The sequence below is a fragment of the Adlercreutzia caecimuris B7 genome (genome assembly GCF_000403355.2).
Taxonomy (GTDB): Bacteria; Actinomycetota; Coriobacteriia; order Coriobacteriales; family Eggerthellaceae; genus Adlercreutzia; species Adlercreutzia caecimuris.
Window position 1 is genome coordinate 1853681 of the sequence record NZ_KE159646.1, and the last position, 21689, is coordinate 1875369.

Annotated in this window: 23 protein-coding genes; 6 read left to right on the forward strand and 17 right to left on the reverse strand. The window is 57.3% G+C overall.

Features of this window, described 5'->3' with window-relative positions; all coding sequences use genetic code 11:
• Nucleotides 1-140: 140 nt before the first annotated feature.
• Together C811_RS11535 and C811_RS11540 are read right to left on the reverse strand one after the other, a co-directional pair.
• Nucleotides 141-959: a PRC-barrel domain-containing protein gene (locus C811_RS11535; protein ID WP_016309800.1), complete on the reverse strand. Its 819-nt coding sequence runs from the start codon at nt 957-959 to the stop codon at nt 141-143.
• Between the two features lie 3 nt (nt 960-962).
• Nucleotides 963-1514: a YtxH domain-containing protein gene (locus C811_RS11540; protein ID WP_016309801.1), complete on the reverse strand. Its 552-nt coding sequence runs from the start codon at nt 1512-1514 to the stop codon at nt 963-965.
• 1169 nt (nt 1515-2683) lie between these two features.
• On the opposite strand from C811_RS11540, the gene C811_RS16275 reads away from it, so the two are divergent.
• From C811_RS16275 to C811_RS16280, 3 genes are all read left to right on the forward strand, one after another.
• Nucleotides 2684-3931: a radical SAM/SPASM domain-containing protein gene (locus C811_RS16275; protein ID WP_016309802.1), complete on the forward strand. Its 1248-nt coding sequence runs from the start codon at nt 2684-2686 to the stop codon at nt 3929-3931.
• Between the two features lie 172 nt (nt 3932-4103).
• Nucleotides 4104-4634 carry a hypothetical protein gene (locus tag C811_RS0103675; RefSeq protein ID WP_022926553.1) on the forward strand — a complete coding sequence of 177 codons (531 nt, stop codon included), beginning with the start codon at nt 4104-4106 and terminating at the stop codon, nt 4632-4634.
• A gap of 14 nt (nt 4635-4648) precedes the next feature.
• Nucleotides 4649-4864, forward strand: coding sequence for a helix-turn-helix domain-containing protein (locus tag C811_RS16280; protein ID WP_084811494.1), 216 nt, complete (start codon nt 4649-4651; stop codon nt 4862-4864).
• 105 nt (nt 4865-4969) lie between these two features.
• Here C811_RS16280 and C811_RS16655 read toward each other — a convergent pair whose 3' ends face one another.
• The 11 genes from C811_RS16655 to serS all read right to left on the reverse strand — a co-directional run bounded on the left by C811_RS16655 (nt 4970) and on the right by serS (nt 14975).
• Nucleotides 4970-5728 carry a hypothetical protein gene (locus C811_RS16655; RefSeq protein ID WP_016309803.1) on the reverse strand — a complete coding sequence of 253 codons (759 nt, stop codon included), beginning with the start codon at nt 5726-5728 and terminating at the stop codon, nt 4970-4972.
• Between the two features lie 33 nt (nt 5729-5761).
• On the reverse strand, nt 5762-6448 hold the full coding sequence (locus C811_RS11545; RefSeq protein ID WP_016309804.1) for a DUF5028 domain-containing protein: 687 nt from the start codon (nt 6446-6448) through the stop codon (nt 5762-5764).
• Nucleotides 6441-7130, reverse strand: coding sequence for an ABC transporter ATP-binding protein (locus C811_RS11550; protein ID WP_016309805.1), 690 nt, complete (start codon nt 7128-7130; stop codon nt 6441-6443). The genes C811_RS11545 and C811_RS11550 overlap by 8 nt, the downstream gene beginning before the upstream one ends.
• On the reverse strand, nt 7123-7971 hold the full coding sequence (locus C811_RS16660) for a hypothetical protein (RefSeq protein WP_016309806.1): 849 nt from the start codon (nt 7969-7971) through the stop codon (nt 7123-7125). The genes C811_RS11550 and C811_RS16660 overlap by 8 nt, the downstream gene beginning before the upstream one ends.
• Nucleotides 7968-8846, reverse strand: coding sequence for a hypothetical protein (locus tag C811_RS16665; protein ID WP_156997092.1), 879 nt, complete (start codon nt 8844-8846; stop codon nt 7968-7970). Before C811_RS16665 ends, C811_RS16660 begins: the two co-directional genes overlap by 4 nt.
• 109 nt (nt 8847-8955) lie before the next feature.
• Nucleotides 8956-9456 carry a hypothetical protein gene (locus tag C811_RS16670; RefSeq protein ID WP_156997093.1) on the reverse strand — a complete coding sequence of 167 codons (501 nt, stop codon included), beginning with the start codon at nt 9454-9456 and terminating at the stop codon, nt 8956-8958.
• 426 nt (nt 9457-9882) lie between these two features.
• Nucleotides 9883-10887 (reverse strand): D-alanine--D-alanine ligase family protein, encoded by a 1005-nt coding sequence (locus C811_RS11555; protein ID WP_016309808.1) that lies wholly within the window; start codon nt 10885-10887, stop codon nt 9883-9885.
• Nucleotides 10888-11076: 189 nt separating this feature from the next.
• Nucleotides 11077-12513: an aminotransferase-like domain-containing protein gene (locus C811_RS11560; RefSeq protein ID WP_016309809.1), complete on the reverse strand. Its 1437-nt coding sequence runs from the start codon at nt 12511-12513 to the stop codon at nt 11077-11079.
• A gap of 2 nt (nt 12514-12515) precedes the next feature.
• Complete coding sequence (locus C811_RS11565; RefSeq protein ID WP_016309810.1) at nt 12516-12914, reverse strand: cyanophycin synthetase family protein; 399 nt, start codon at nt 12912-12914, stop codon at nt 12516-12518.
• On the reverse strand, nt 12914-13672 hold the full coding sequence (locus C811_RS16675) for a hypothetical protein (protein WP_016309811.1): 759 nt from the start codon (nt 13670-13672) through the stop codon (nt 12914-12916). The genes C811_RS11565 and C811_RS16675 overlap by 1 nt, the downstream gene beginning before the upstream one ends.
• A gap of 7 nt (nt 13673-13679) precedes the next feature.
• Complete coding sequence (serS, locus tag C811_RS11570; RefSeq protein WP_016309812.1) at nt 13680-14975, reverse strand: serine--tRNA ligase; 1296 nt, start codon at nt 14973-14975, stop codon at nt 13680-13682.
• A gap of 242 nt (nt 14976-15217) precedes the next feature.
• Here serS and C811_RS11575 point away from each other — a divergent pair, with 242 nt between their 5' ends.
• A complete protein-coding gene (locus tag C811_RS11575) occupies nt 15218-15415 on the forward strand; it encodes a DUF6724 family protein (RefSeq protein ID WP_016309813.1) in 198 nt (65 codons plus the stop codon).
• A gap of 137 nt (nt 15416-15552) precedes the next feature.
• Here C811_RS11575 and C811_RS11580 read toward each other — a convergent pair whose 3' ends face one another.
• From C811_RS11580 to C811_RS11590, 4 genes are all read right to left on the reverse strand, one after another.
• Nucleotides 15553-16455: a hypothetical protein gene (locus C811_RS11580; RefSeq protein ID WP_016309814.1), complete on the reverse strand. Its 903-nt coding sequence runs from the start codon at nt 16453-16455 to the stop codon at nt 15553-15555.
• 227 nt (nt 16456-16682) lie between these two features.
• Nucleotides 16683-17174, reverse strand: a complete 492-nt coding sequence (locus tag C811_RS11585; RefSeq protein ID WP_016309815.1) for a GNAT family N-acetyltransferase — start codon at nt 17172-17174, stop codon at nt 16683-16685.
• The gene (locus tag C811_RS0103695; protein ID WP_016309816.1) at nt 17162-17440 is read right to left on the reverse strand and encodes a type II toxin-antitoxin system TacA family antitoxin; all 279 of its coding nucleotides are present in this window, start codon (nt 17438-17440) and stop codon (nt 17162-17164) included. Before C811_RS0103695 ends, C811_RS11585 begins: the two co-directional genes overlap by 13 nt.
• A gap of 159 nt (nt 17441-17599) precedes the next feature.
• Entirely contained in the window at nt 17600-18565 is a 966-nt protein-coding gene (locus C811_RS11590) for a helix-turn-helix transcriptional regulator (RefSeq protein WP_016309817.1), read from the reverse strand.
• A 368-nt stretch (nt 18566-18933) separates the two neighbouring features.
• Here C811_RS11590 and ptcA point away from each other — a divergent pair, with 368 nt between their 5' ends.
• Complete coding sequence (ptcA, locus tag C811_RS11595; protein WP_016309818.1) at nt 18934-20004, forward strand: putrescine carbamoyltransferase; 1071 nt, start codon at nt 18934-18936, stop codon at nt 20002-20004.
• Nucleotides 20005-20067: 63 nt separating this feature from the next.
• Nucleotides 20068-21585, forward strand: a complete 1518-nt coding sequence (locus tag C811_RS11600; RefSeq protein WP_016309819.1) for an APC family permease — start codon at nt 20068-20070, stop codon at nt 21583-21585.
• Nucleotides 21586-21689: the final 104 nt, after the last annotated feature.

A 21689-nucleotide genomic window follows, 5' to 3' on the forward strand; every position in this document is an offset into this window, starting at 1 on the left:
GGGCGCATCTTAAAGAACTCTATAGCTTAGTGACGAAATCGTAAGGGCTGCCCGCGAAGAGCCCGAAACGCCCAGCCGGATCTTCGCGCCAACGCACCCCGCCATACTGGGACAGTCTTACCAGGTAAGACTGTCCCGCACTAATCGTCGTCCTTGCGAGCCTTGTCGTACTCCTCCTTAAAGGCGGAGAACATGCCGCTGGCCCGCTTTATCTGGCGGCCCGTGGCGTAGGCGCCGGCGTTCACGGCCTTGCCCGCCGCCTTGGTGGCGCCCGACACGGCCGGCTTCACCGCCTCGACGGTTTCCCGCGCGCGGTCGGCCACCACCGCCGTGGCCTCGCCGGCCTTGGCAGCCAGGCCACCCTCGGCCGCAAGCTCGGCCACCTCATCGCCCACGAGGATGGCGCCGAGCACCGGGTTCTCCTCGTCGGCAGCCCCGTTCACGGCCAACGCCGTGCCGATGCCGCGCTTGAAGCCGCGGATCATGGAGCCGGGAATCTCCTTCACGCCAAGCAGCGCGTTGGCCGTGGCGCCCTGGCTCACCGTAAGCGAACGCACCTCGCCAGTCTTCGGGTCGAAGGACACATCGCCCACAATGCCGTACACCGTACCGTCCTCGCTGATAACCGGCAGGTCGGCCCACAGCACGCAGTCGTCATAGTCGACGCCGAGCGCCCGGCAGGCCCCTTTGTCGGTGGCCTCGGGCTTCTGCAGCACCACAATGCGGCCGTCTATCACGTCGTAGCCGTTGTAGGCCACGAACACGTCCTTGCGGCGGAACATCCACAGCAGGTCGGGCCGCTTCACGATAAAGCCGACGAAGCGCCGCTGGTTGGGATGGAACACGCAGTGGCGCACCTTCCCCAACCGACCGACCGCCTCGGGTTTCTTCGGCGTGCTCTTGTCGCGAAGCACGCGCTTGCCGACAAGTTCGCCGGTGGTGCCGTAGCGCTTGGCCATGATCTACTTTTCGTCCTTCTTGTCGGCGGCCTTCTCGGCCACGTCCTTCGCGGTTTCCTTCGCCTCGTGGGCGGCGGTCTTCACGGCCTCGCCCGCATCGGCGGCGGCTTCCTTCACATCTTCAGCGGCATCGGAGACCGCATCGGCGTCCTCGCCGGCGTTCTTGGCCACCTGATCGGCAATGCGCTGACGGGCAGCCTCGATCTTGTCGCGCAGCTCGTCGCCCTTCTCGTTGATGGTGGGGGAAATGTTGCTGGCAGCCTCCTGGATGGAAGCGGCCACATCGGCGCCGCGGGCAGCCGCCTCGGAGGCGATCTCCTGGCCGCGGGCGGTCACGTTGTTCACCACTTCGGCGCCCTTGGTGGCAGCCTCCTGGTAGATGTGCTGAGCACCGGCCGCCGCCGAATCGCCCCACTGCTGGGCATTGCCGACGAACTCGTTGGCCTTGTCGGCCACCATCGCGCGCGTCTCCACGCCCGGACGCGGCGCAGCCAGCAAAGCTGCGACGGCACCGACGACGCCACCGATCAGAAACATTCCAAATTTGTTGGCCATGACTGCCTCCTTTATCGACGGAATATCAAGTTCGCTCATTATAGAGTGCGCGCAAGTCGACCGCAGCCGTTGATGCGCGGTTCTCACCTTACGGTAAACAAAGCGTCAAACATCATCGATAAGTAAATCTCTCACAGAAAACCTCAGCCTGTGCGCAAAAGCGGCATGGGGTGCAAAGCAATAAAGCATCCTGTCAAGCTCATCAAGGTAGACCAACTATGGGAAGCCCTTCGAGTGGTTGGAGTTCGCTCGTTTTTATACATTTTGCGCTCACGGCCCAAAAACTGGTCGAAAATCGCTCGCTTTGCTACATCTCGTGGCCGAAGATCGCCCATTTTTCGACAAGCGTCTGTCGCACAGTCAGAGCACTCATCGCTGACCTGGCAAAACGTCATCGCTTCTCAGCCACTCGCAAAACTCACTTTGCTAAAAGCGCAAAAACAAGCGATCCCCAACCATTTTTATAGGAAGATGACTCAACGTCCAAAAACAGAAGATCTCTGCCGCCCCCCCCTGTAAGCCACGTAGACCACCGAAATCCAATGGCAAATTGCTATGCAGGCTGCTTGATCGTGATGTGGCCGCACGAAAACCATGCAAGAAATCAGCCGCGGGTGCAGAATTCGATTCCTTCCCTGTTGTTTTGTGCAGGAGATGCGGGCTGTGGCGTGGAGAAGGCGGCACTGACCGTCGCTGCTGATTTGGCCTTCCCTCTGGCGAGCAACTGACGTTCGAGCTCTCGGATGAACTCCATTATGCATTCGAAATTCTCGCCTGACAGTTTCAGCAATTGCGCTTGTTTGGCAAACGTCTCGAAACGACCGTATCGCTTTTTACGTCACCACCGCCGGATCCTCTGACGCCATCCCATGCGCATCCTCCCTCAGAAAATCGGAAGCCCCTACTCTTAAACACGTACGAAAATGGTAAAACGCAGCAAGAGTTTTCTAAAACCACGAAGCATGCAAAAACGCACTGTCGCGATCCAAATCCAAGCATTACACGCACGAGATAAGACCATACATCGTCGCCGTAAAACCTAGCCGAACAAAGTCTTCGTTAATATCTTTCATGGAGACATCGACGAAAAGCTGGAAAACTCAAAGTAATCTCTCTAAAATTAAATTATAAATTTAATTTTTTCGTTATACTCAACCGAAGAAGGAAGTATGAAGTTCGGCCCTCACATCAAATTGTTCGAATTCGCCGATATCCCCATGATTGGCAATGCAGATACGGGAGATGTGATTGGATTAAGCGACAAAGGACTCGACCTTTGCCAACGAATCGAAGATGGGCGAACGAGCATTGACGAGGCGGCTCGCGAACAACCAGACCTTTTTGAGCATTTAGAGATGGGCGGCTTTTTAGCTGAACCTTATCCACGCTCGCTTGAAGCCGCATACCTCCATATAACTCAGCGCTGCAATCTCCATTGCATAGGTTGTTATTCTGACGGCCCTGATCGCAATCGCTCAACCGATTTATCTTTATCCGCGATAGATGACATTATCGCGCAACTTGCGAGCATGGGCGTACGGACATTGAATATTTCTGGAGGGGAGCCTTTCCTCAGAAAAGATCTTCCTCTAATTGCTCAGCTAGCCAGCCGAGCACATGGCATTCCCGAAATAAATATTCTCACCAATGGCACTATCTATGCTCAGAATACAATTGACGGAATTGCTCCATTTGTAAAAAAGGTATCTGTTTCTTTTGATGGAATCTCTTCCTCGGACGAAGCCCTCGTTCGTGGCAGCCAACGCTTTGATGAACTTGTTTCATTTGTTAAGCTTCTTCAAAAAGCAAACATTCCCGTGGTTCTTACAGCCACCGTTCACCGCAGGAACATAGAAATCTTAGATGAATATGTTCGCCTAGCAAATCGGCTAGGGGCGACGATGAATTACAGCCTTCTTTCGCCACCATCTCATGGGATGTCCGAATTCGAAGACCTCGCATTTCGTGATGATGATTTGGTACAAGCCGCCACCGTTTTGTGGGATCTTGCCGACAAAGGCCTAGCAACTGTGGCTGAGGAAGAACCTGTTGGTGTTGGCCTTCGCTGTCGCGACACTTGCGGCGCCGGAGCGCGAGTCGTTAGCGTTGGAGCGGACGGAACGCTTTTTCCTTGCCATATGATGCACGACGATCGCTTCGCATTAGGCAACTTACTAGAAAAATCATTGGAGGAAATACTTGCCTCGAGCAAATCTGAGAGTGTATCTCTAACAACCAGCCAACTGAATGGCTGCAAAGGATGCGACGCCCTTCCCTTCTGCGCCGGCGGCTGTCGTGCGCGCTCAGTAGCATCCGGCAACGGAATAGCTGGAAAAGACGCCTATTGCGCAATGCATAAGGCATACTACAACGAGGCAGCCAGGCGGTTGAAAGCCGCCCTAGAAGATAGGAGTTAGATTATGTTGTTTCATCTGTCCGGAAATGTGTTAAAGCCTTGTGAATGGATAGGCCTGTTTGGTTTCTGCTATTCTGCGGGGTAGAAGAAATGTCTCTGGCGGGGTTCTTGAAAACTCCGCCAGAGCCCACGTCACATGCGTTTAGATAGTTTTTCCTGCGGAGGATGCCAACTTGGAAGCCGCTCAGATTGAGAATTCTCGAAATGCTGTCAGGAATTTTGGCAAGATTCTAATTGTCGTATTTACGGTGATGGCTTTTTTCTGCGCCTTCAACGTCTTGGCCTACTTGTTCGCTGCTTTTAAATCATCCGCATCGGAAGAAGTCCAGGATTGGTATCTTTTTGTCCCTGGTACTCTGGAGTGGGCTGCTTTTCTAATCGCGGCCCTTACCTGCATTTCAGCAGCTCATAAGATTACAATCGGCGCATCTTTATTTGTCCCCACGGTATCAAAGCGCCTAATGGGTTCTGCAATTTTTCTCTGGATCTATGTCCTTGTTAATGCTTTCTGGTTCCCTCTTCTTCAGCATTTCGGAACATTGATAGATTGCAGTGAGGTGGCCATCAGCATTGCAGAGAACGGCTTTACCGCAGGCATATATTTTGATATCGGAACGGCATTTGCCGCCACAATCCTTATGCTGGTTGCTTCTATAATTCGCTATGGATCGGCGCTCCAAGAACAAGCTGATGAGTTATTTTAGCGAAGGTTTGCCTAATGCCTATCCGCATCAACCTTGACGAAATGCTTGAACGAAAAGGAATAACGGCACGGGAGCTAGCCGCCGCCATAGATACGTCTGAGGTGAACCTCTCCCATATTAGGACAGGAAAAGTCAAAGCGTTTCGATTCTCAACTTTAGAGAAACTGTGCCGCGCACTCTCTTGCACGCCAGGAGACCTCATAACCCTCGTTGATGATTACCCCGAATGAACTGGCGCTCCTACGCAGGTTGAAGAATCCAATCTACAGCCTCTCGAATCCCCTGTGCTTCAGAAGGCTCGAGAGGCTGCTCTAAAGTTTTGATTTACACCCTTACTACTTCTCGGTCTTCGACTGGTCTTTACCGTCACACACGCTGGCAGTAAGCCAAATGAAATCATGATTAGGAACGGCACCCTCTCCCACCTGATGATACTCTTCCTTACTGCCGCCAAAAGCGATATAGTCCCGGTTGTTCATGTCCGCGCTTCCATCGAACCATGTTTGAGGCACGGAAAACCCAACGTATATGATCGTTGAGTCTCCTTTTGGAAGGGAGAATGTCATAGAATCCGAACCGCCGATGTCTGTACGTTCGGATTGCTCAGGTGCAGCAAAGAACGTGACGGGGATTCTATCGGGGCCTAGGAACATAAAGTTGGCCCGGAATTTCTCGTCCTGTGCGTCGCTTTTCGCATCGTGATTATCAAGATACACTTCGCAAATAAGTATAGGGGCATCTTTTAAAGCATCCTTTCCTGCGACAAGATGCCCAACGTGATCTTTAGCTTCGTTGTAACTCCGATAGATCGTTGCAGATTTGATCTCGACGTTCATGACCCCTGACCAACCCAGATTATCGCGACTAGAGGAATCAAGCGTAAGCGCACCAGTCATGCTCACACCGGGAAGAGAAGGCGTTTCCCGGTCGGCTTCTGATTCCTCCACCGTTTTTGAATTCGGGGTTGCGCCTTGCCCATCATCAGACGAGCTTGACGGCGGTTGACAACTTGGCTGACAACCACTTAGGGCAAACAAACCTGACATGCAGACTATCAGAAGGATCGACAACAACTTTGCTTTGCAGTTTTTCATAGTTACCCTTTCATTTAGATATTCGCACTCTCGTTAACTCCTATAGCCAGCTGAAAACAAAATGATTTTTCGTATCGGCGAATTTGTCACCACAAGTTTGTACTCACCCTCCTTCAGTGGCAGTCGAGTTCGTAAATTGCTAGCTTCAAAGTACCGCTCCTCAGCTTGAATGCTAAACGGTACGACTAAGTCAAACTCAGTACCTGGCTCTATGCGAAACATAGATTGATCAGTCATTTTCGGATCTGAAATTTCCCACAAATCCCAATCGGGCTGCATCGACAAGCTAGGATTTTTCGAACTTATAGCTCGCCAGTCAATTGCAGCAAAGTATCCATCGCTATTCTCGGGAGCGCATTTCACTGCAAGTTTAACGACAAGAACCGATAAAGTGTCGGCTTCCTCCACCTTGATGTCGTCATATTTGCCAAGAATATCTTTGCTTAGATCGACCGATGCTTCACCGTAGGCTTCCAAAAACTGCTTGGGTGACATGATCTGAGAAGACTCCAATTTCAATGAGAGTCCGTTGGTTTTTTCATCTGCCAGACCAGCAAACGATCCATCGAGGTCAACCCAGTCTGCATTTTCGTAGTTTTCCTCAACAATCTGAGGCGCATGCGCATTGACGTAATCAATGCGCAAAAAACACGCTATCGCAAGAAGACCTACGACAATTGGCACAGAAATACGGAGCGCCCTCCTCAAAGCGTCACTCATCTCGCCCTCCCATCGATTGGCTGCAACATATATTGCTGTCGCGCATCGGTGGCTTCTCTTCTATCAGCCTGCCCTCTTCCACAAGAGCCATTCTGTCGGATACCATCCCCAAAACCTTATCATCATGCGAGGTGATCACTATGCTTGCCCCACATCCCCTGGCTTTGCATATCAGCGACTTGAACATTTCAACGCCATCTTGATCGAGTGCATTTGTAGGCTCGTCTAAAAGCACCACATCGGGTCTCTCCATAAATGCAACAGCCAAGCCCAAACGCTGCTTCATTCCAAGCGAGTACTTATGAAAAGGGCGGCGATCCTGCGGATCAAGGCCCACTTGCCTCAGAATCGTCTTGATGTCTTCGACCGTAACGGTGTTTCTAATTGATGCCAAAAGTCGACAGTTGTCCAGCCCTGTATAGTGAGCGAGGAATGACGGCGTTTCGATTAGGAGCCCAAGATTGACAGGGTACGGCACGCCCGGACCGAGCTTGATTCCATTGATAAAGATTGCTCCTGCATCGGAATAGACTAAACCAGCTATTGCTCGAAGAAGCATAGTTTTCCCAGAACCATTAGGCCCTTTTACGCCAACAATCTCTCCAGGCCTGACCGTTAGATTGATTTCTCGAAGGACTTTGTGGCCTCTGATGGTTTTAGAAAAACTACTTACTTCAATCATAAGTTTCCACCATCCCTACAATATTGCTGCCACGAAAAATTAGCGCCCCAACCAAAGTTGAAAAAAACCCGACCAATACCGCATATGCTAAGGATTGAATCGATGAAATCCCAGTACTTAAGAAACAATCCGATCGTACAGCCATCAAATACTCCCCCGGAATAAAACCGGACACAATTAGCAGGGCAGGGAGCAACGACACTAACACAGTCAAAAAAGCGAACAATTCGTTCTTTAAAAGCGAAATTACCACCAGAGGTAGAACGAAAAGGGCCCCTATGAGCGGAATCATTAGCAAGAAGGAGGTCAAATCGTATGGACTATCTAACAGTTCGTCATTTCGTGATAAGTTGATGGCTTCGATGGAACTGGAAGCCTCCAAAGAAAAGTGTCCCGAATTGATACTAGTTAAGAACATTGCCGTAATTGCTACCGCTATCCAAAACAAAAATGTCGCAATCAACGCCCAGATACATTTCGCCAAGAACCACGAGGAGCGCTTTTTCGATTTCAGAAGAGAACTCACGCCAAAATACCCTTTGCCATATTTACCCACATAGGCTATTGGCGCAAGAGCACACGCCGTCCATAACAGCATCCAACCGATTGGAAAAAGAATTGAATCTCGTTCGATCTGGTCAGGAGGCAGAAGACCAGCCAATATAAGGAGAGCGTTATCGCCAAGAGTGAATTCGCTCCAATCAATCTGGTAGGCAGAGGCTTTGACCCATCCTCCCAATATAACAGTAAAGGCGACCGTAGCTCCTAAGGCAACAGAAAGGAGCAGGTATCGCTTTCCAGCTCGTAAATCAAACCGAAGACCGTTGTAGACGCCAATCATCGCGCACCACTCCGATTCCGCGAAAAAGCAAGCACTGCGGACAAAAGAATAAGAAGAGCGACTATGCTAACCGAAATTATAGGCTCATGCGCATATTCAAAGCTCCATCCTTGGAGTATCTGAAAAATGCTAAACTCGAAAATAGGAACCGAAGTTAGAGCCGCAAAGAAGAAGTGGTTGCAAAATTCAAGTATCAGCAGAAAGAAATAGGGCAAAATAAGCGCAAAGGAAACTCTCTTGACGAACCAGCCGATACTGAGCACCAAGGCACCCCATGCTCCGCACAGACACGAATCAAACAAGGTTCTCAAAAAGACAAAAAATGCAGGGTTGGAATAGAATACATCGGCAAAAACCTCGCTATACGTCATTCCCGTATACAAGCTATCATAAGCATTAGGCATAAATGCCGGGAAATAGCATGCGACAAAAATCATATTTGACAACAAAGCAATGGCGGCCACTGCAGCAGATGCACAAAAAGACGCAATCAGCTTACTAAAGTAGTACTGCCAGCGAGGACACCTGGTAATCTCCTGACAGTAATAGCCGGACCGCATTTCCGTAACACTAGACCAGCTATACGCAAAAGGCGCAATGAACACCATTCCGTAGAAGAAGAGGTAATAGAATCCCGCTCTGCCCCACGCCCCTACCCCGAGCCATGCAGCATAGCAACTCCAACTAGAATAATAGGGATACGCATCTGTATTGGCTGTGTTAAAGCCGATAACTTCGAACTGATTTATCGATTCTACAGCCGCAAGGCCGGCAAGCACGAGTGCGATTGCCACAGCAATCGCAAACCATCTCCCGCAAAAAGCTTTTCGAATCTCCAGTGACAATACTCGACGCATACGAATTAACAGCTCCAAATCCCCAAAACCATAGCAGCAGCCAGATACGGTACTAGTGCAGAATGCCTCACGATAGAGCAGAGCGTCACGTCGGCACCGGCGGACGCACCGCCCTATCAGCCAAGCCTTAATCTATGTTCAGGACCGGCAAGTCAGCTGCAGCCTCGCTGCAATCCGGACTCCACACACCATTGGTGCTTCCAGTTCCAAACGGCGCCCATGCCGTCAGACGAGCCCATTTGTAGTCCTCATTGCCATGTCGGGAATCTCGCACAGTGTTGCGAATTCGATATTGCCCATCTCGCTCATCGTAGGCTTTTCCGACCATGCAATTTTTGGAACCCCTGCCTTCGCGATCGAGAGCCCCATCAATGTACAAGCGACAATGATGCCCGTTATGGTACATGATGTGGATATAAGCACTTCCCGCCGCCGCCTTGTGGCGCCACTCGGTTCCGTCCGTAGAGCCTTTGCTCTCCAAATAGAAACCATAGCCAGTATTTGCGTCACTAGCGTATGCGTGCTGAGTTGTCGTCGCAGTACCAAACACTGACAGCAAACCAACAAAGGCCACGATCAGTGCCTTCCGCCTAAAATCGAACGTTGTAATGCTAGATGTAGACTTCATTACATACCTCCTGGATAGGATTTATCTAATCAGCAATCGATCGCACGATAAAGCGTATCAGTATTTAAAGTTTTAGTTTAATTTAAATGAGCAAAGTTGCTTGACCGTTACCGAAGAAAGATTCCGGGAGGTTTCTGTTGTATTCTATATTTATTTCAGCCATCTAAAAGAAAGCGCTCTCAACAGACAGGAGCAAAAAAAGAAGTGCAAAGGTATAACACGATCTAGCACATATGGCTTCGCGATATCCTGAAATATGGCTTAGTTTTCTTAGCTTATCTTGATTTGTTTAGTTCGCCTTGTTTTTAGTTCATCTTAGTTTCTTTAGTTCATAGTTTGGACTGGGAAAATAGAAGAGCCGTATGCCGAAGACTTTCTTCTTGACATACGGCTCTGCGCTGAAAAGCGGACTCAGGATGCAGCGTCCTAGAACTTGGCGCCGCGGGCGTAGGCTTCTTCCACCAGGGTGTCGAGTACCTTGGGCAGGGTGAGGCCGGCAGCCGAGCAGGCCATGGGGAACAGGGAATGCGGCGTCATGCCCGGGGACACGTCCAGCTCGAAGCAGCGGGCGGCACCGCCGTCCCACACGAGGTCCACGCGGCCCAGATCGCGGGCGCCGTAGGCGCGATACACTTCCAGCGCGGCCCGTTCGATCTCGGCGCGGATGGCGTGGGCCGTAGCCTCATCGGGCGAGAGCGACGCCGGGCGCACGGGGCAGAAGAACTCCACGGCGTCGTTGCGCATGCGGGCGGAGGCGTCGAAGAACTCGCCCTCGCGGGCCACGATCTCCACCGGCGGGAGCGCATAGGCGTCCCAGCCGGTACCGAGGATGGCCACCGACACCTCCACGCCGTCGATCCACTGCTCGATGTTCACCGCGTCGTCGAAGGAGAGCGCGTCGAGCACCGCCTCGCCCAGCTCGTCCTGGGAGTTCACCTTGTGCACGCCAAGGGCGCTTCCGCCGTGGGCCGGCTTCACGCAGACCGGGTAACCCCCGATCACGCGGTCGGCCACCAGGTCGAGAGCCGTGGCAGCACCCATGTCCTTGAAGGCGTCGCGGGACAGGTACACACCCTGGGGCCAGCTTGCGATACCCTCTTCGCCGGTGACGTCGCGGTACTTCTCCAGCGACGAGTGCAGCGCGTCCTTATTCCAGGCGCGATGGCACACGCTGGCCGGCGAGCCCACAAAGGGCAGGCCGACGAATTCCATCAGGCTTTGGATGGTGCCGTCCTCACCGTGCTTGCCGTGCAGGGCGTTGTAGACCACATCGGGGCGCTCGCTGCGCAGGGTGGGCACCAAGTCGGCGTTCGTGTCCAGCGGCACCACCTTGTGACCGGCCTCTTCCAGGGCCTCGCAGACCACCTTGCCCGATGCCAGCGACACCTCACGCTCGAAGGACTTGCCTCCCATCAGCACTGCTACTTTCATGTTGCCTCTCTTTCCCTTGTGAGTAGGGCACGGATGCGGGGTGTGCCTCCGCGCGCAGTTCCGCAGCGACTGCAAGTGTCCAGCGGACACTTGCACCAAGCGAGGACTGTCTGAGCACGGAGGTATATCCCGCAGCCGCGTCCGGACGACCGCGGAGTATGCCCCCTGGCCCCCGCCAAACGTTCGCAGTTATTCCGCCGCTTCTTCTTCGGCCTCGGCCACCTTGTCCTCGGCAATCTCGATCTGGGCGGCATCGCCGTCGTGAGACTGCATGACGGCCTCCTCGTTCTGCTCGGACGCCACGATGACCTCGTCCCAATTCTCGCGCTCGTTCTCGGCCATGACGGCCTCCTTTCCGTAACCCGGCAGCGCGCCGGCATTGATGAACACGCGGTACAGTTCCAGGCGCTCCTCGATGACCCCGGCCAGCCGGCGGATGGCCTCGGTGATGGATTCCGGCGTCTCGAAGCTGAAGTTCACGCGCATGGAGTTCTTGCCGGTCACGCCATCGGGGAAGAAGGAGTTCCCTGGCACATAGGTTACGCCCGCCTCCAGCGCCTCGGCAAGCATCGAATCGGTATCCATATAGTCCGGCAGGGTGATCCAGAGGAACATGCCGCCGGCGGGATGGGTCCAGGAGGCCTCGGGCGGGAAGAACTCGTCCAGGGCCGCCAGCATGGTGTCGCGCCGCTCCTTGTACAGGGCGATGAACTTTTGCAGCGTGCGCTGCCAGGGAATATCGGCGAAGTAGTGCTGCACCACGAGCTGGTCGAAGGCGCTGCCGCACAGATCGGCCCCCTGCTTCACCAGGTTGACGCGGGCGAGCACCGATTCCGGCGCCGCAATCCAGCCCGTGCGCAGGCCCGGCCCGAGCATCTTCGAGATAGTGCCCAGGTAGATGACCGAATCGTCCATGGCCTTCAAGGGCACCTGATGGCCGCCGTCGTAGCGCAAGCGACCATAGGGGTCGTCTTCCACCACCATGAAGCCGTACTCGTCGGCCAGCTCCAGCAGGCGGCGCCGGCGCTCGGCGTTCATAGTCACCCCGCCGGGGTTCTGGAAATTCGGGATGGTGTAGCAGAACTTCAGGCGCGGATTGCCCTTGCCGATGCGCTCGAGTTCGGCCTCCAAGAGATCCATGCGCATGCCGTCCTCGTCGAAGGGGATGGCGCGGATATCGGGCTCGAAGGCGGAGAAGGCCTGCAACGCCCCCAGATAGGTGGGACCCTCGGTGATGATGATGTCACCCGGGTCGATGAAGGCCTCGGCGATGAGCGTGAGGGCCTGCTGGGCCCCCGATGTAACGAGAATCTGGTCAGCCTTCACGCGAATGCCCAGGTCGCGCATCATATCGGCGAGTACGGCCCGCAGGCCGGCCAGGCCGTCGGTGGGCCCGTACTGCAACGACACGGCCCGGGCCTGGGGACTTTCCACCGCGGCTAGCACAGCGCGACGCACGTCCTCCTCGGGCAGAAGCGACACGGCGGGCATGCCGCCCGACAGCGAGATCACGTCGTCGCGCGTGGCGGCGGCGAAGAGGTTGCGCACGGCCGAGGGGCGCATCTTGCGCACGCGGCGAGCGATCTTGTCGCCGGTGGTGTCGAAGGTGATGTGAGCTGATGACATGGCTAATCCACCATCCCTTCCATAAGCGCCCGGGCCGCCTTCAAGGCCGCCAGAGCGATGAGGTCATCGGTAAAGTTTACTTCAACGCGGGCCAGACCCTCGCGCTCGTTCAGCCATTCCGTCGTACCGACAAAAGTTGCCGCCGAACGGTCGGCAAGCTCGGCTTGGAAATCGATGATGAGGTGCTCCAGGATATGGGGAAGAGAGGTGCGGTCGAGAATGGCCCCGAACGGCTCGCCTTGGGCGTTCACGCACGCGTGCCGGGCCAGCCGAGGGCGCGCCTGAAGAAGCCGCGCGGCCGCCTCGGGCGACAGATGCGCGGCAGGACCGCCCGCCACGCGCACGAGCAGCGCCATGCGGTCGCGCTCGATGGCCACGCGCTCGACGACGAGGGTCGCCATCAGGCGCCGCCCGACGGGGTGCGCGACAGCAGGGTAAGCCCCTCGGCACCCGCCTCTGCGGGGGCAAGCGTCTCGCCCTGCAGTTTCTTCACCAAGGCCTCCAAGGTCCAGCCGATGTCGCGGCCCAGCGTATCGCCGCCCGTAAACGAGCCGTCGACGAGAGCCAGCTGGTTGCGATCGAGGGAGAACCGATAGCAGCCCGATCCGGCCAGATTGGTGAAGGTGAACGCGATGGTCTTGTCGCCCGTATCGAGCGCATAGCGGTAGGACACGTCCTTGGTGAGGTTGATGCGGTCCTCGGTGATCTCAATGGGGGTAGAGGTGCCGGCCAGATACCACGTACCCTGGATGTCGGCCGCATCGTCGGCGGAGAACCAGCGCAGCCAGGAAAAGCCGCCGACCACCGCGCACACCAGGGCCAGCACCACCGCCGAGCAGGCAACGGCGACGATTTTCCGTCGCCGCCGGCGACGTTGCTCGGGGGAAGGCTGCGTTCGCGCACGCCGCGTGGGGGCCGCCTCCCCCTCGGACGAACGGGCCGCCGCACGACCACGAGCCGATGAGCCCGGGCGGGCGGCGCTGCGCTTGGTGGGGGCACTGCCGGCTGCCCGAGCCTCGCGAGCAGCCCGGGCCTCCGCAGCCGAAGCGGGAGGAGCCGCCGGCTCCGGCGGAAGAGCCGCGGCCTCGCGGCGGGCGCGCTCCTCGCGGGCGCGCAGCCGGGGGTCGTTGCTCCCCGACCCGCGCGTTCTCATACCCATGGTGCCCTTAGACCTCTTCCGGCCCAATCACCGTTTTGCCGCCCATGTAGGGCACGAGCACCTCGGGCACCGTGATGGTGCCGTCGGGGTTCTGGTAGTTCTCGATGACCGCGGCCATGGTGCGGCCCACGGCCAGACCCGATCCGTTCAGGGTATAGGCGAAGCGGGTGCCCTTGAAGTTGGCCGGATCGCGGTACTTGATGTTGGCGCGGCGGGCCTGGAAGTCGGTGCAGCAGCTGCACGAGGAGATTTCCTTGTAGGCGTTGTAGCTGGGCAGCCACACCTCAACATCGTAGGTCTTGGCGGAGGAGAAGCCGATGTCGCCCGTGCACAGGCTGATGACACGATAGGGCAGCTCCAGCTTCTGCAGGATGTTCTCGGCGTCTTCCACCATGGACTCCAGCTCGGCAAAGCCGGTCTCGGGGGTGGCAAACTTCACCATCTCCACCTTGGAGAACTGGTGCACGCGGATGATGCCGCGGGTATCGCGGCCGGCGCTGCCCGCCTCCTCGCGGAAGCACGGGGTGAAGGCGCAGTAGTGCAGCGGCAACTGATCGGCGTCGAGCACCTCGCCGGCATGCAGGTTGGTCAGCTGCACCTCAGCGGTGGGAATGAGGTAGAGCCCCTCGGTGGTGTGGAACAGGTCTTCCTCGAACTTCGGCAGCTGGCCAGTGCCCGTGAGCGTGGCGGCGTTGGCCATGGCCGGCACCCACCACTCCTTGTAACCGCGCTCGGTGTGCTGATCCAGCATGAAGGAGATGAGGGCGCGCTCCAGGCGGGCACCAGCGCCGCCGAGCACGTAGAAGCGGCTCTCGGCCAGCTTCACGCCACGCTCGAAGTCGATGATATTCAGGGCCGGCCCCAGATCCCAGTGGGCCTGGGCCTCAAAGCCCTCGACGGCGAAGTCGCGCGGGGTGCCCCAGCGGCGCACCTCGGGGTTGTCGTCCTCGTCCTCGCCGATGGGAGTGGAGGCGTCGCACAGGTTCGGCACGCTCATCAGCAGGGTGTTCAGGGCGTCGTCGGCCTCGGTGCGGGCCGCGCTGGCCGCCTCCAGCTTCTCGTTGATCTGGCGCACCTGCTCCTTGGCGGCCTCGGCCTCGTCCTTCTTGCCCTGGCCCATGAGGGCGCCGATCTGCTTGGAGATGCGGTTGCGCTCGGCCTGCAGGGCCTCCTCCTCGGCAATCAGCTCGCGACGCTGAACGTCAAGGGCGGAGAACTGCTCGGGATCGAAGGACGCATGGCGGTTCTTCATGGCCTCGGCTACTTCGTCGAGATGTTCACGTACGTACTTGATGTCCAGCATAGGTTGCTCCTCGGAGTCGGGCGTTTTGCGTTCGACCAGTATAGCGCAACCATCGCGCCTGGTAGCAGCCAGGGCGGGCAGCGAGCCGAAAGACACCTCAAAACCACCGACGGAATATGCCCTATCGCACGTGGAGATTGCGTTTTCGGCGGGGGAAGCATAGTATACTTTCCGCAGCACATCACCGACCCGCCGCAGCGGCCCGCAGGTTCGTGCCGGCGCGAGAAGACGAGGACAGCCCCATGAATTTCGAAGAGCTCTACCACTTCCTGTTCGAGACCATGCCCGGTATCGGTATTCTCGTCGGCGGCGGCCTTGTCATCAGCATCATCGTGTGCCTCATCTTGGAGCGCAAGACGCGCAAACAGTACAAGAATCACGAGAAGACCGAGGACGACTGGTCGCTGTTCGACGATGACGACGAGGATGAGAGCAAGTAACCCGATCCCCATCCCGATCCCAAGCCCAAAGCAAGGCTGAAGAAAACCCCGAAGAGCCCACCTCAATCTGAGTCACCTAACAACAAGAGCGCCCCACCCCGGAGCGCTCTTTTGCTGTACGGCTTTCGCCTGAGAGGTTATCCCGCGAGGAACAGCCCCTTGAAGGGCGGTCGATAGGTTGCGCCCCATGACTCCTGCTGGCGGTACATGAGCGGACTCTCATAGCGATCGGCCACCTTGATCCACCCGGTCTTCCCGCCGGTTTTCACCTGGAAGCGCACCGTATTGCCCTTTACGTACACCTTGAGGAACTTCACCTTCTGGCCCTTCTTAATGGTGAACTTGGTCGACTTGCAGTTCGTGCTCTTGTAGGCCTTCATGCTCTTCAAGGCCTTGTAGGTGTTGGACTTGCGATTACCCACGGAAAGCTTACCAGTATTGCTCGTCTTCTTCAGTGTTCCCTTCGTATACTTGTAAGTAAAATCACCGGAAATATTTCCTGCCATGTAGGACATAATTCGGTGCGATACCACGATCTTGTTCCCCGTCACAGCCTTTATCTCGCCGCCTCGATGGGTGCCAATTTTCTTACCGAACCCGTTATTGCAGTCGACAACCTGCTTCAATTTGCCCTTGGAGCACTTGAAGAGGCCGCGAACATCGGCGTCATCATTGTCCGACCACGCCTCGAGAAACAGAAACGGCTTCCCGTTCTTAAGCGTGATCAGCTGGGCCACCACACCGTAAAAATAAGTGCTTTTCGAGAACGCCTTCTTTCCGTTCACGTACACAACGATGCGACTGCGGTACCCGTACCCGTCGTAAGTCGCCTTCACCTTGATCTTGTCGGGCTTCTTGTCGCCGGTGATGTCGTACTGGGTATAGGTCACATTCTCGCTCAACGTATGCACCTGCGCGCCACCGCTTGTCTTCGGTGCCGCATGGGCGACGCCCGGCGCCGCCGCCATCAGCAGCGCCGCAGCGCACACCGCCACGGCAAGCATTGCCACCCTCCCGCACTTGCTTCTCACTCTCTCCATTCCCGCACTCCTCTCTCTTCCTTTCCGCGCCGAAAACGCGGCCTCTACGAGGAAGTATAGCACCCCTTCTTCATCCTCGCTGAGGCACCCCATCGCAAACTGAATACAAGGGGCGCCCCGCGATTCTTGAATAGAAAACGGCGCAGCGAAGCGGCTCGGTGGCGGCCGTTTGGGCGAAGAGAGACGCGATCAGGCTGACGGCTTGCTTGCGCTAAGCCGACTCAGACCTAAAGTTTTGCGAACATGCTGCCGGTGTCTCCCAAGTCGCGGAAGCCGTAGCGCTCGTAGAAACTACGCGCACTCTCATCGTAGGGATCGACAACAAGGGCCTTGGCACCGAGCTGCTCGGCGATGGCCTTGCTTCGCTTCGCCGCGTCAAGCAGCAAATCGCGCCCCAATCCGCAACCTTGATAACGCGCATCGACTCCAAGCATGCCCAGAAGAATGACAGGGATGGAGGCCGGAGTATTCCGCGCCAACCACCCTTTGGCACGGCTGCGGGCAACGGCGTAAGAACTGAGGGAGCAGAATCCCGCAAGCTCCTGCTTTCCGTCCGATGGCGAAATGAAGGTCCCATAGACAACGGCAGTGCCGTGCTCCTTAGCCGTGAGGCCATGAGTGGCGAGCCATTGGTCTATGAACTCCGTTCCGCAGCAAAACCCCGACACGTCATCTTGGGGTTGCAGTATCCGGGGCTCGCTGAACTCTAGCGCTCCCATCGGGTGCTGCCTTCTGCAAACTCATCGAAACGCGGGGTCGGATCGCCCTGAAGCAGCTGCAGGAACTCGTCGAAGACACTCTCCTCCAACATGATCTGGGAACTCTCCAGAATGTCTTCGCGAGCAGAAGCAATCAAATGGGCAAGGGACCATTGGGAGACGGTAACGCCGTTGAGGCGAGCAGCCCTTTCAATTTGGCGCTTCTGGTCGCTCGTCATGCGCAAATCGAGCCGAGAATTCTTCGGTTCAGCTGCGGCCGTCGCCATGATTCCTCCTAAAGTACGGTGTTACACCGTACAATTCTAATAACCGCGACAGCTGAAGTCAACGGACGAGGCGCTAGGCGCAAGGAATGAATGCGGCTTCTCGCTCCTCGATGCGGCGAGATGGGCCGCTGCGTTGTGCGGCCATCTGGTCGGATCGCCTTAGCCCTTCCAGAAGTCTTGGGTGAGCTCTTGGCGGGTGGCGTGGCCGGTCTTCTTCAGGATGTTGTGCACGTGGGCCTTCACGGTGCCCAAGGCCAGCTGCAGTGTGCTGGCGATGTTCTGGTTGTCCTTGCCCTCGAGCACCATTTCCAGAATCTCGCGCTCGCGGGCCGTCAGGCCGTGGCGCTCGCAGTAGGCGGGCAAGAGCTCGTCGATGTAGGACTGCAAATCGGGGTTGTCAGCCGCCGGCGGCTCCTTGAAGCGCAGCCACAGCGTTTCAGCGGCAGCTCGCATGGCGAAGAAGGCGAAGGCCAGCACGAGGAAGTTCTCGGAGAAGTTGCGCTCCGAGAGGTAGAGGGGCAGAAGGCTATCGGCGATGGTGGCCGGATCCAGCATGAGCATCATGAAGATGTCCTCGGCCAGAATGCACAGCACGAACGCGAAGGTGGCGAACAGCAGCGGTTCTTGACGGCGCATGCGCGCCCGCTCGATGTCGCTTTGGCAGGTGCAGTAGCGGAATATCACATAGCCGATGCCCCAGAGCAGGAACAGCTGGCGCAGGCTGAAGTACAGCCACTGCCGGAAAGGGCCCTCGGGCAGCAGCCCGAGCACGAGGGCGCAAGAGCCGAGGAACAAGGCCAGGGGCAGCCACAGAAGCACCGGGCGGCGCTCGTTCTCGAAGTCGCACACGAGCAGCCACAGCGACTGCAAGGCGCCCGCTGCCAGCGCCGTGCGCATCAGCGGCCGATCGATTCCGTAGAACGAGTCGAAGGAGTAGGCGAGGTTCTGCCCCAGGTACTCGTACTGGAAGATGAGGGCCATATCGAGGAAGTAGAAGAGGAAGAGCGCACCTGCGTACAAATAAGCGCGCCGCCGCGAGACGAAGTAGGCCGATAGGCATACCGACCCCGCCGCCACGCAAGCCACCATGATGAGGATGGTGTAGAGGTAGAAAGCTGTCTCCATCGTGCCGCTCCTTGGCCCCGAATGTGCGTTTCCAAGTTCTAATCCGGATTAGGAAGCTGGATGCACCCGCTATGCGAGCCGCGTAAACCTCCGTTCGCACTGAGACCCATTGAACCACAACTGCCCGCTCAGGGCCCTCAACTTCGGGATTATTTTGGATATAGACGCGGGTGTGAAATTCCCTGAACGCAAAATAATCCCGGTTAATGCTTCCCAAGCCGCCGCGCCGCCCCCATGCTGTGCCCCAACGGATGCGGAGGAGCATCAGGGGACGGTCAGGCTGGCACGGCCTCGCCGCTTCCTCCGCGACAAGTCGCCCGCGGTCTTTCCGACCGAAGGCCGCGGATATATCCCTAAGGAGGATTTCCATGGTCAAGGATTACATCGACACCAACGACTTCACCAAGGAGGAGCTGCTCGGCATGGTAGATCTGGCCATCGCCATGAAGGGGCTCATCAAGGAGGGCGGCGAGTACCCGCTGCTGCTGAAGAACAAGACCCTCGGCATGATCTTCCAGCAGGTGTCCACCCGCACCCGCATCTCCTTCGAGACGGCCATGACCGATCTCGGCGGCCACGCGCAGTTCTTCGGCCCCGGCTCCATCCAGCTGGGTGGCCATGAGTCCATCGAGGACTCCGGCCGCGTCATGGGAAGCCTCGTCGACATCCTCATGGCCCGCGTCGATCGTCATAAGGATGTAGTGAGCTTGGCGAAGTACTCCGCGGCCCCCGTCATCAACGGCATGAGCGAGTACAACCATCCCACCCAGGAGCTCGGCGACCTCATGACCATGATCGAGAACTTGCCCGCCGGCAAGAAGATCGAGGACTGCAAGTTTGCCTTCATCGGCGATGCCACCCAGACCTGCGTGTCGCTCATGTTCATCTGCTCGAAGATGGGCATGGATTTCGTGCAGTTCGGGCCGAAGGGGCATCAGATTCCCGACGGCGCCCTGCATATAGGCACCGATGAGGAGCGCGCTGCCTTCGGCAAGCAGCTCATGGCTATCGGCGAGGAGAACTGCAAGGTCTCCGGCGGCACCATCACCATTTCCGACGACATCTCCTGCATCGAGGGCGCCGACTTCGTGTACACCGATGTGTGGTACGGCCTCTACGACGAGGAGGTCTCCAGCTCCAGCTACATGGACGTGTTCTATCCGAAGTACCAGGTGACCTGGGATATGATGAATGTGGCCGGTCCGAACAGCATGTTCATGCACTGCCTGCCCGCCAACCGTGGCGAAGAAGTGGTGGACGAGGTAATGGACGACCCCGCGCGCAGCTTGTGCTGGGACGAGGCCGAGAACCGCAAGCACTCCATTCGCGCCATCCTGGCCACTCTGTGCCCCCAGAGCGAGCCCGACGAGGCGAAGGCCACGGCCTACCGCGCCACCATCGATGAGCGCATGGCGGCCCTCGGTAAGCACGGTCTGTAAGACGTACCAGGTCGGGGGAGCTGCGGCTCCCCCGCCTTTATCTTCCAAGTAAGGAGCCACACTATGAGTGGTAAGAAGAAATTCTCCTTCGTGTCCGTTATTCTGTCGGTAATCTGCGTGGTGTTCGTGTGCGAGGCGGCGGCGCCGGCTGCTGCCATCGGCAACCAGCAGTTCTTCTGGTGGATCTTCCTTATCATCACCTTCCTTCTGCCCTACGGCATGGTGGCGGCCGAGCTCGGCACCGCCTACGACTCTGAGGGCGGCATCTACGACTGGGTGCGCGATGCTTTGGGCGACAAGTGGGGCGCCCGTATCAGCTGGTACTACTGGATCAACTTCCCGCTGTGGATCGCCAGCTTGGCCACCCTGTTTCCGCCGATCCTCGGTATGGTGTTCGGAGCCGACATCGAGTCGAATCTGGCGCTCACGCTGGCCATCGAGATCGCATTCGTGTGGATTGTCGTGCTCATGAGCTTCTCCAAGGTGTCCGACTCCGAGTGGATTCTGAACGGCGGAGCCGTCTTGAAGGTGCTCGTGGCCGTGTCGGTGGGTGTGCTCGGTATCTGGTATGCTTGCGCCAACGGATTTGCCGGATCCATGGCCCCCGAGACGTTCCTGCCCGACGTGACCAACACTGCCGCGCTCGGCTATTTGTCCATCATTATCTTCAACTTCACGGGCTTCGAGGTGGTCTGCACCTTCGCCAAGGACATGCAGAACCCGGCCCGCGACATCCCGAAGGCCATCATCCTGGGCGGCCTGGCCATCGGCGCCATCTACCTGTTCTGCGGCTTCGGCGTCGGCGCCGCCATCCCGGCCGACCAGATCGACCCCGACTTCGGCATGATCGTGGCCGTAATGACCATGGTGGGCGAAGCCTCCCCCATCTTCATCATCATCGCCGTGGTGTTCCTCATCACCCTGTTCGCGAACATGGCCTCCTGGTCCTTCGGCGTGAACGCCGTGGCCCAGTACGCCGCGAAGAACCAGAACATGCCGAAGGTCTTCGCCCACGAGAATCCGAAGACCGGCATGCCCACCGGTGCCGCCGTTGTGAACGGCATCGTGGCTACCGCCGTGCTGCTCATCCAACTCATCCCCAACGAGGCCATCTCTAACGGGTTGTTCTGGACGCTGTTCGCCACCTCGGTCGTGTTCCTGCTGCTCACCTACATCCCCATGTTCCCGGCGTTCATCAAGCTGCGCAAGGTGGATGCGAACCGTCCGCGCGTGTATCGCCTCCCCTTCCAGGGTACAGCTATGAAGGTTATTCTGGCCATCCCGGTCATCGAGCTGGTGCTGGCCGTCGTGGCCACGATCGTGCCGTTCTCAGCCGAGGAAGTAGCGGACAAGGTGCCGATGATCGCCATCTTCATCATATTCCTCCTTATGGGCGAGGTGGTGCGCGTGGTGAGCGCCCGCGGCCGCAAAGAGGAGTTCACGGGCCTCACCGAGGCCACGGCTGCCGAGCGCCTCGCTGCCGAGGCCGCTGGCGAGACCGACTCGCTGGAGCCTGCCGACCCGGCCCAGATCGAGGCAATCCTCGCTGCCAACGGCGGCAAACCCGAGAAGGTCCTGTAGCCTTAACCGTCAGGACCTCCGTGGAACCGAGGCGGGTCTGTGCCGGCCGCCTCTGACCAAGTGGTGCCGGGGCGCGCCAAGTCCTCCGACGCGTCCCTGCTCCG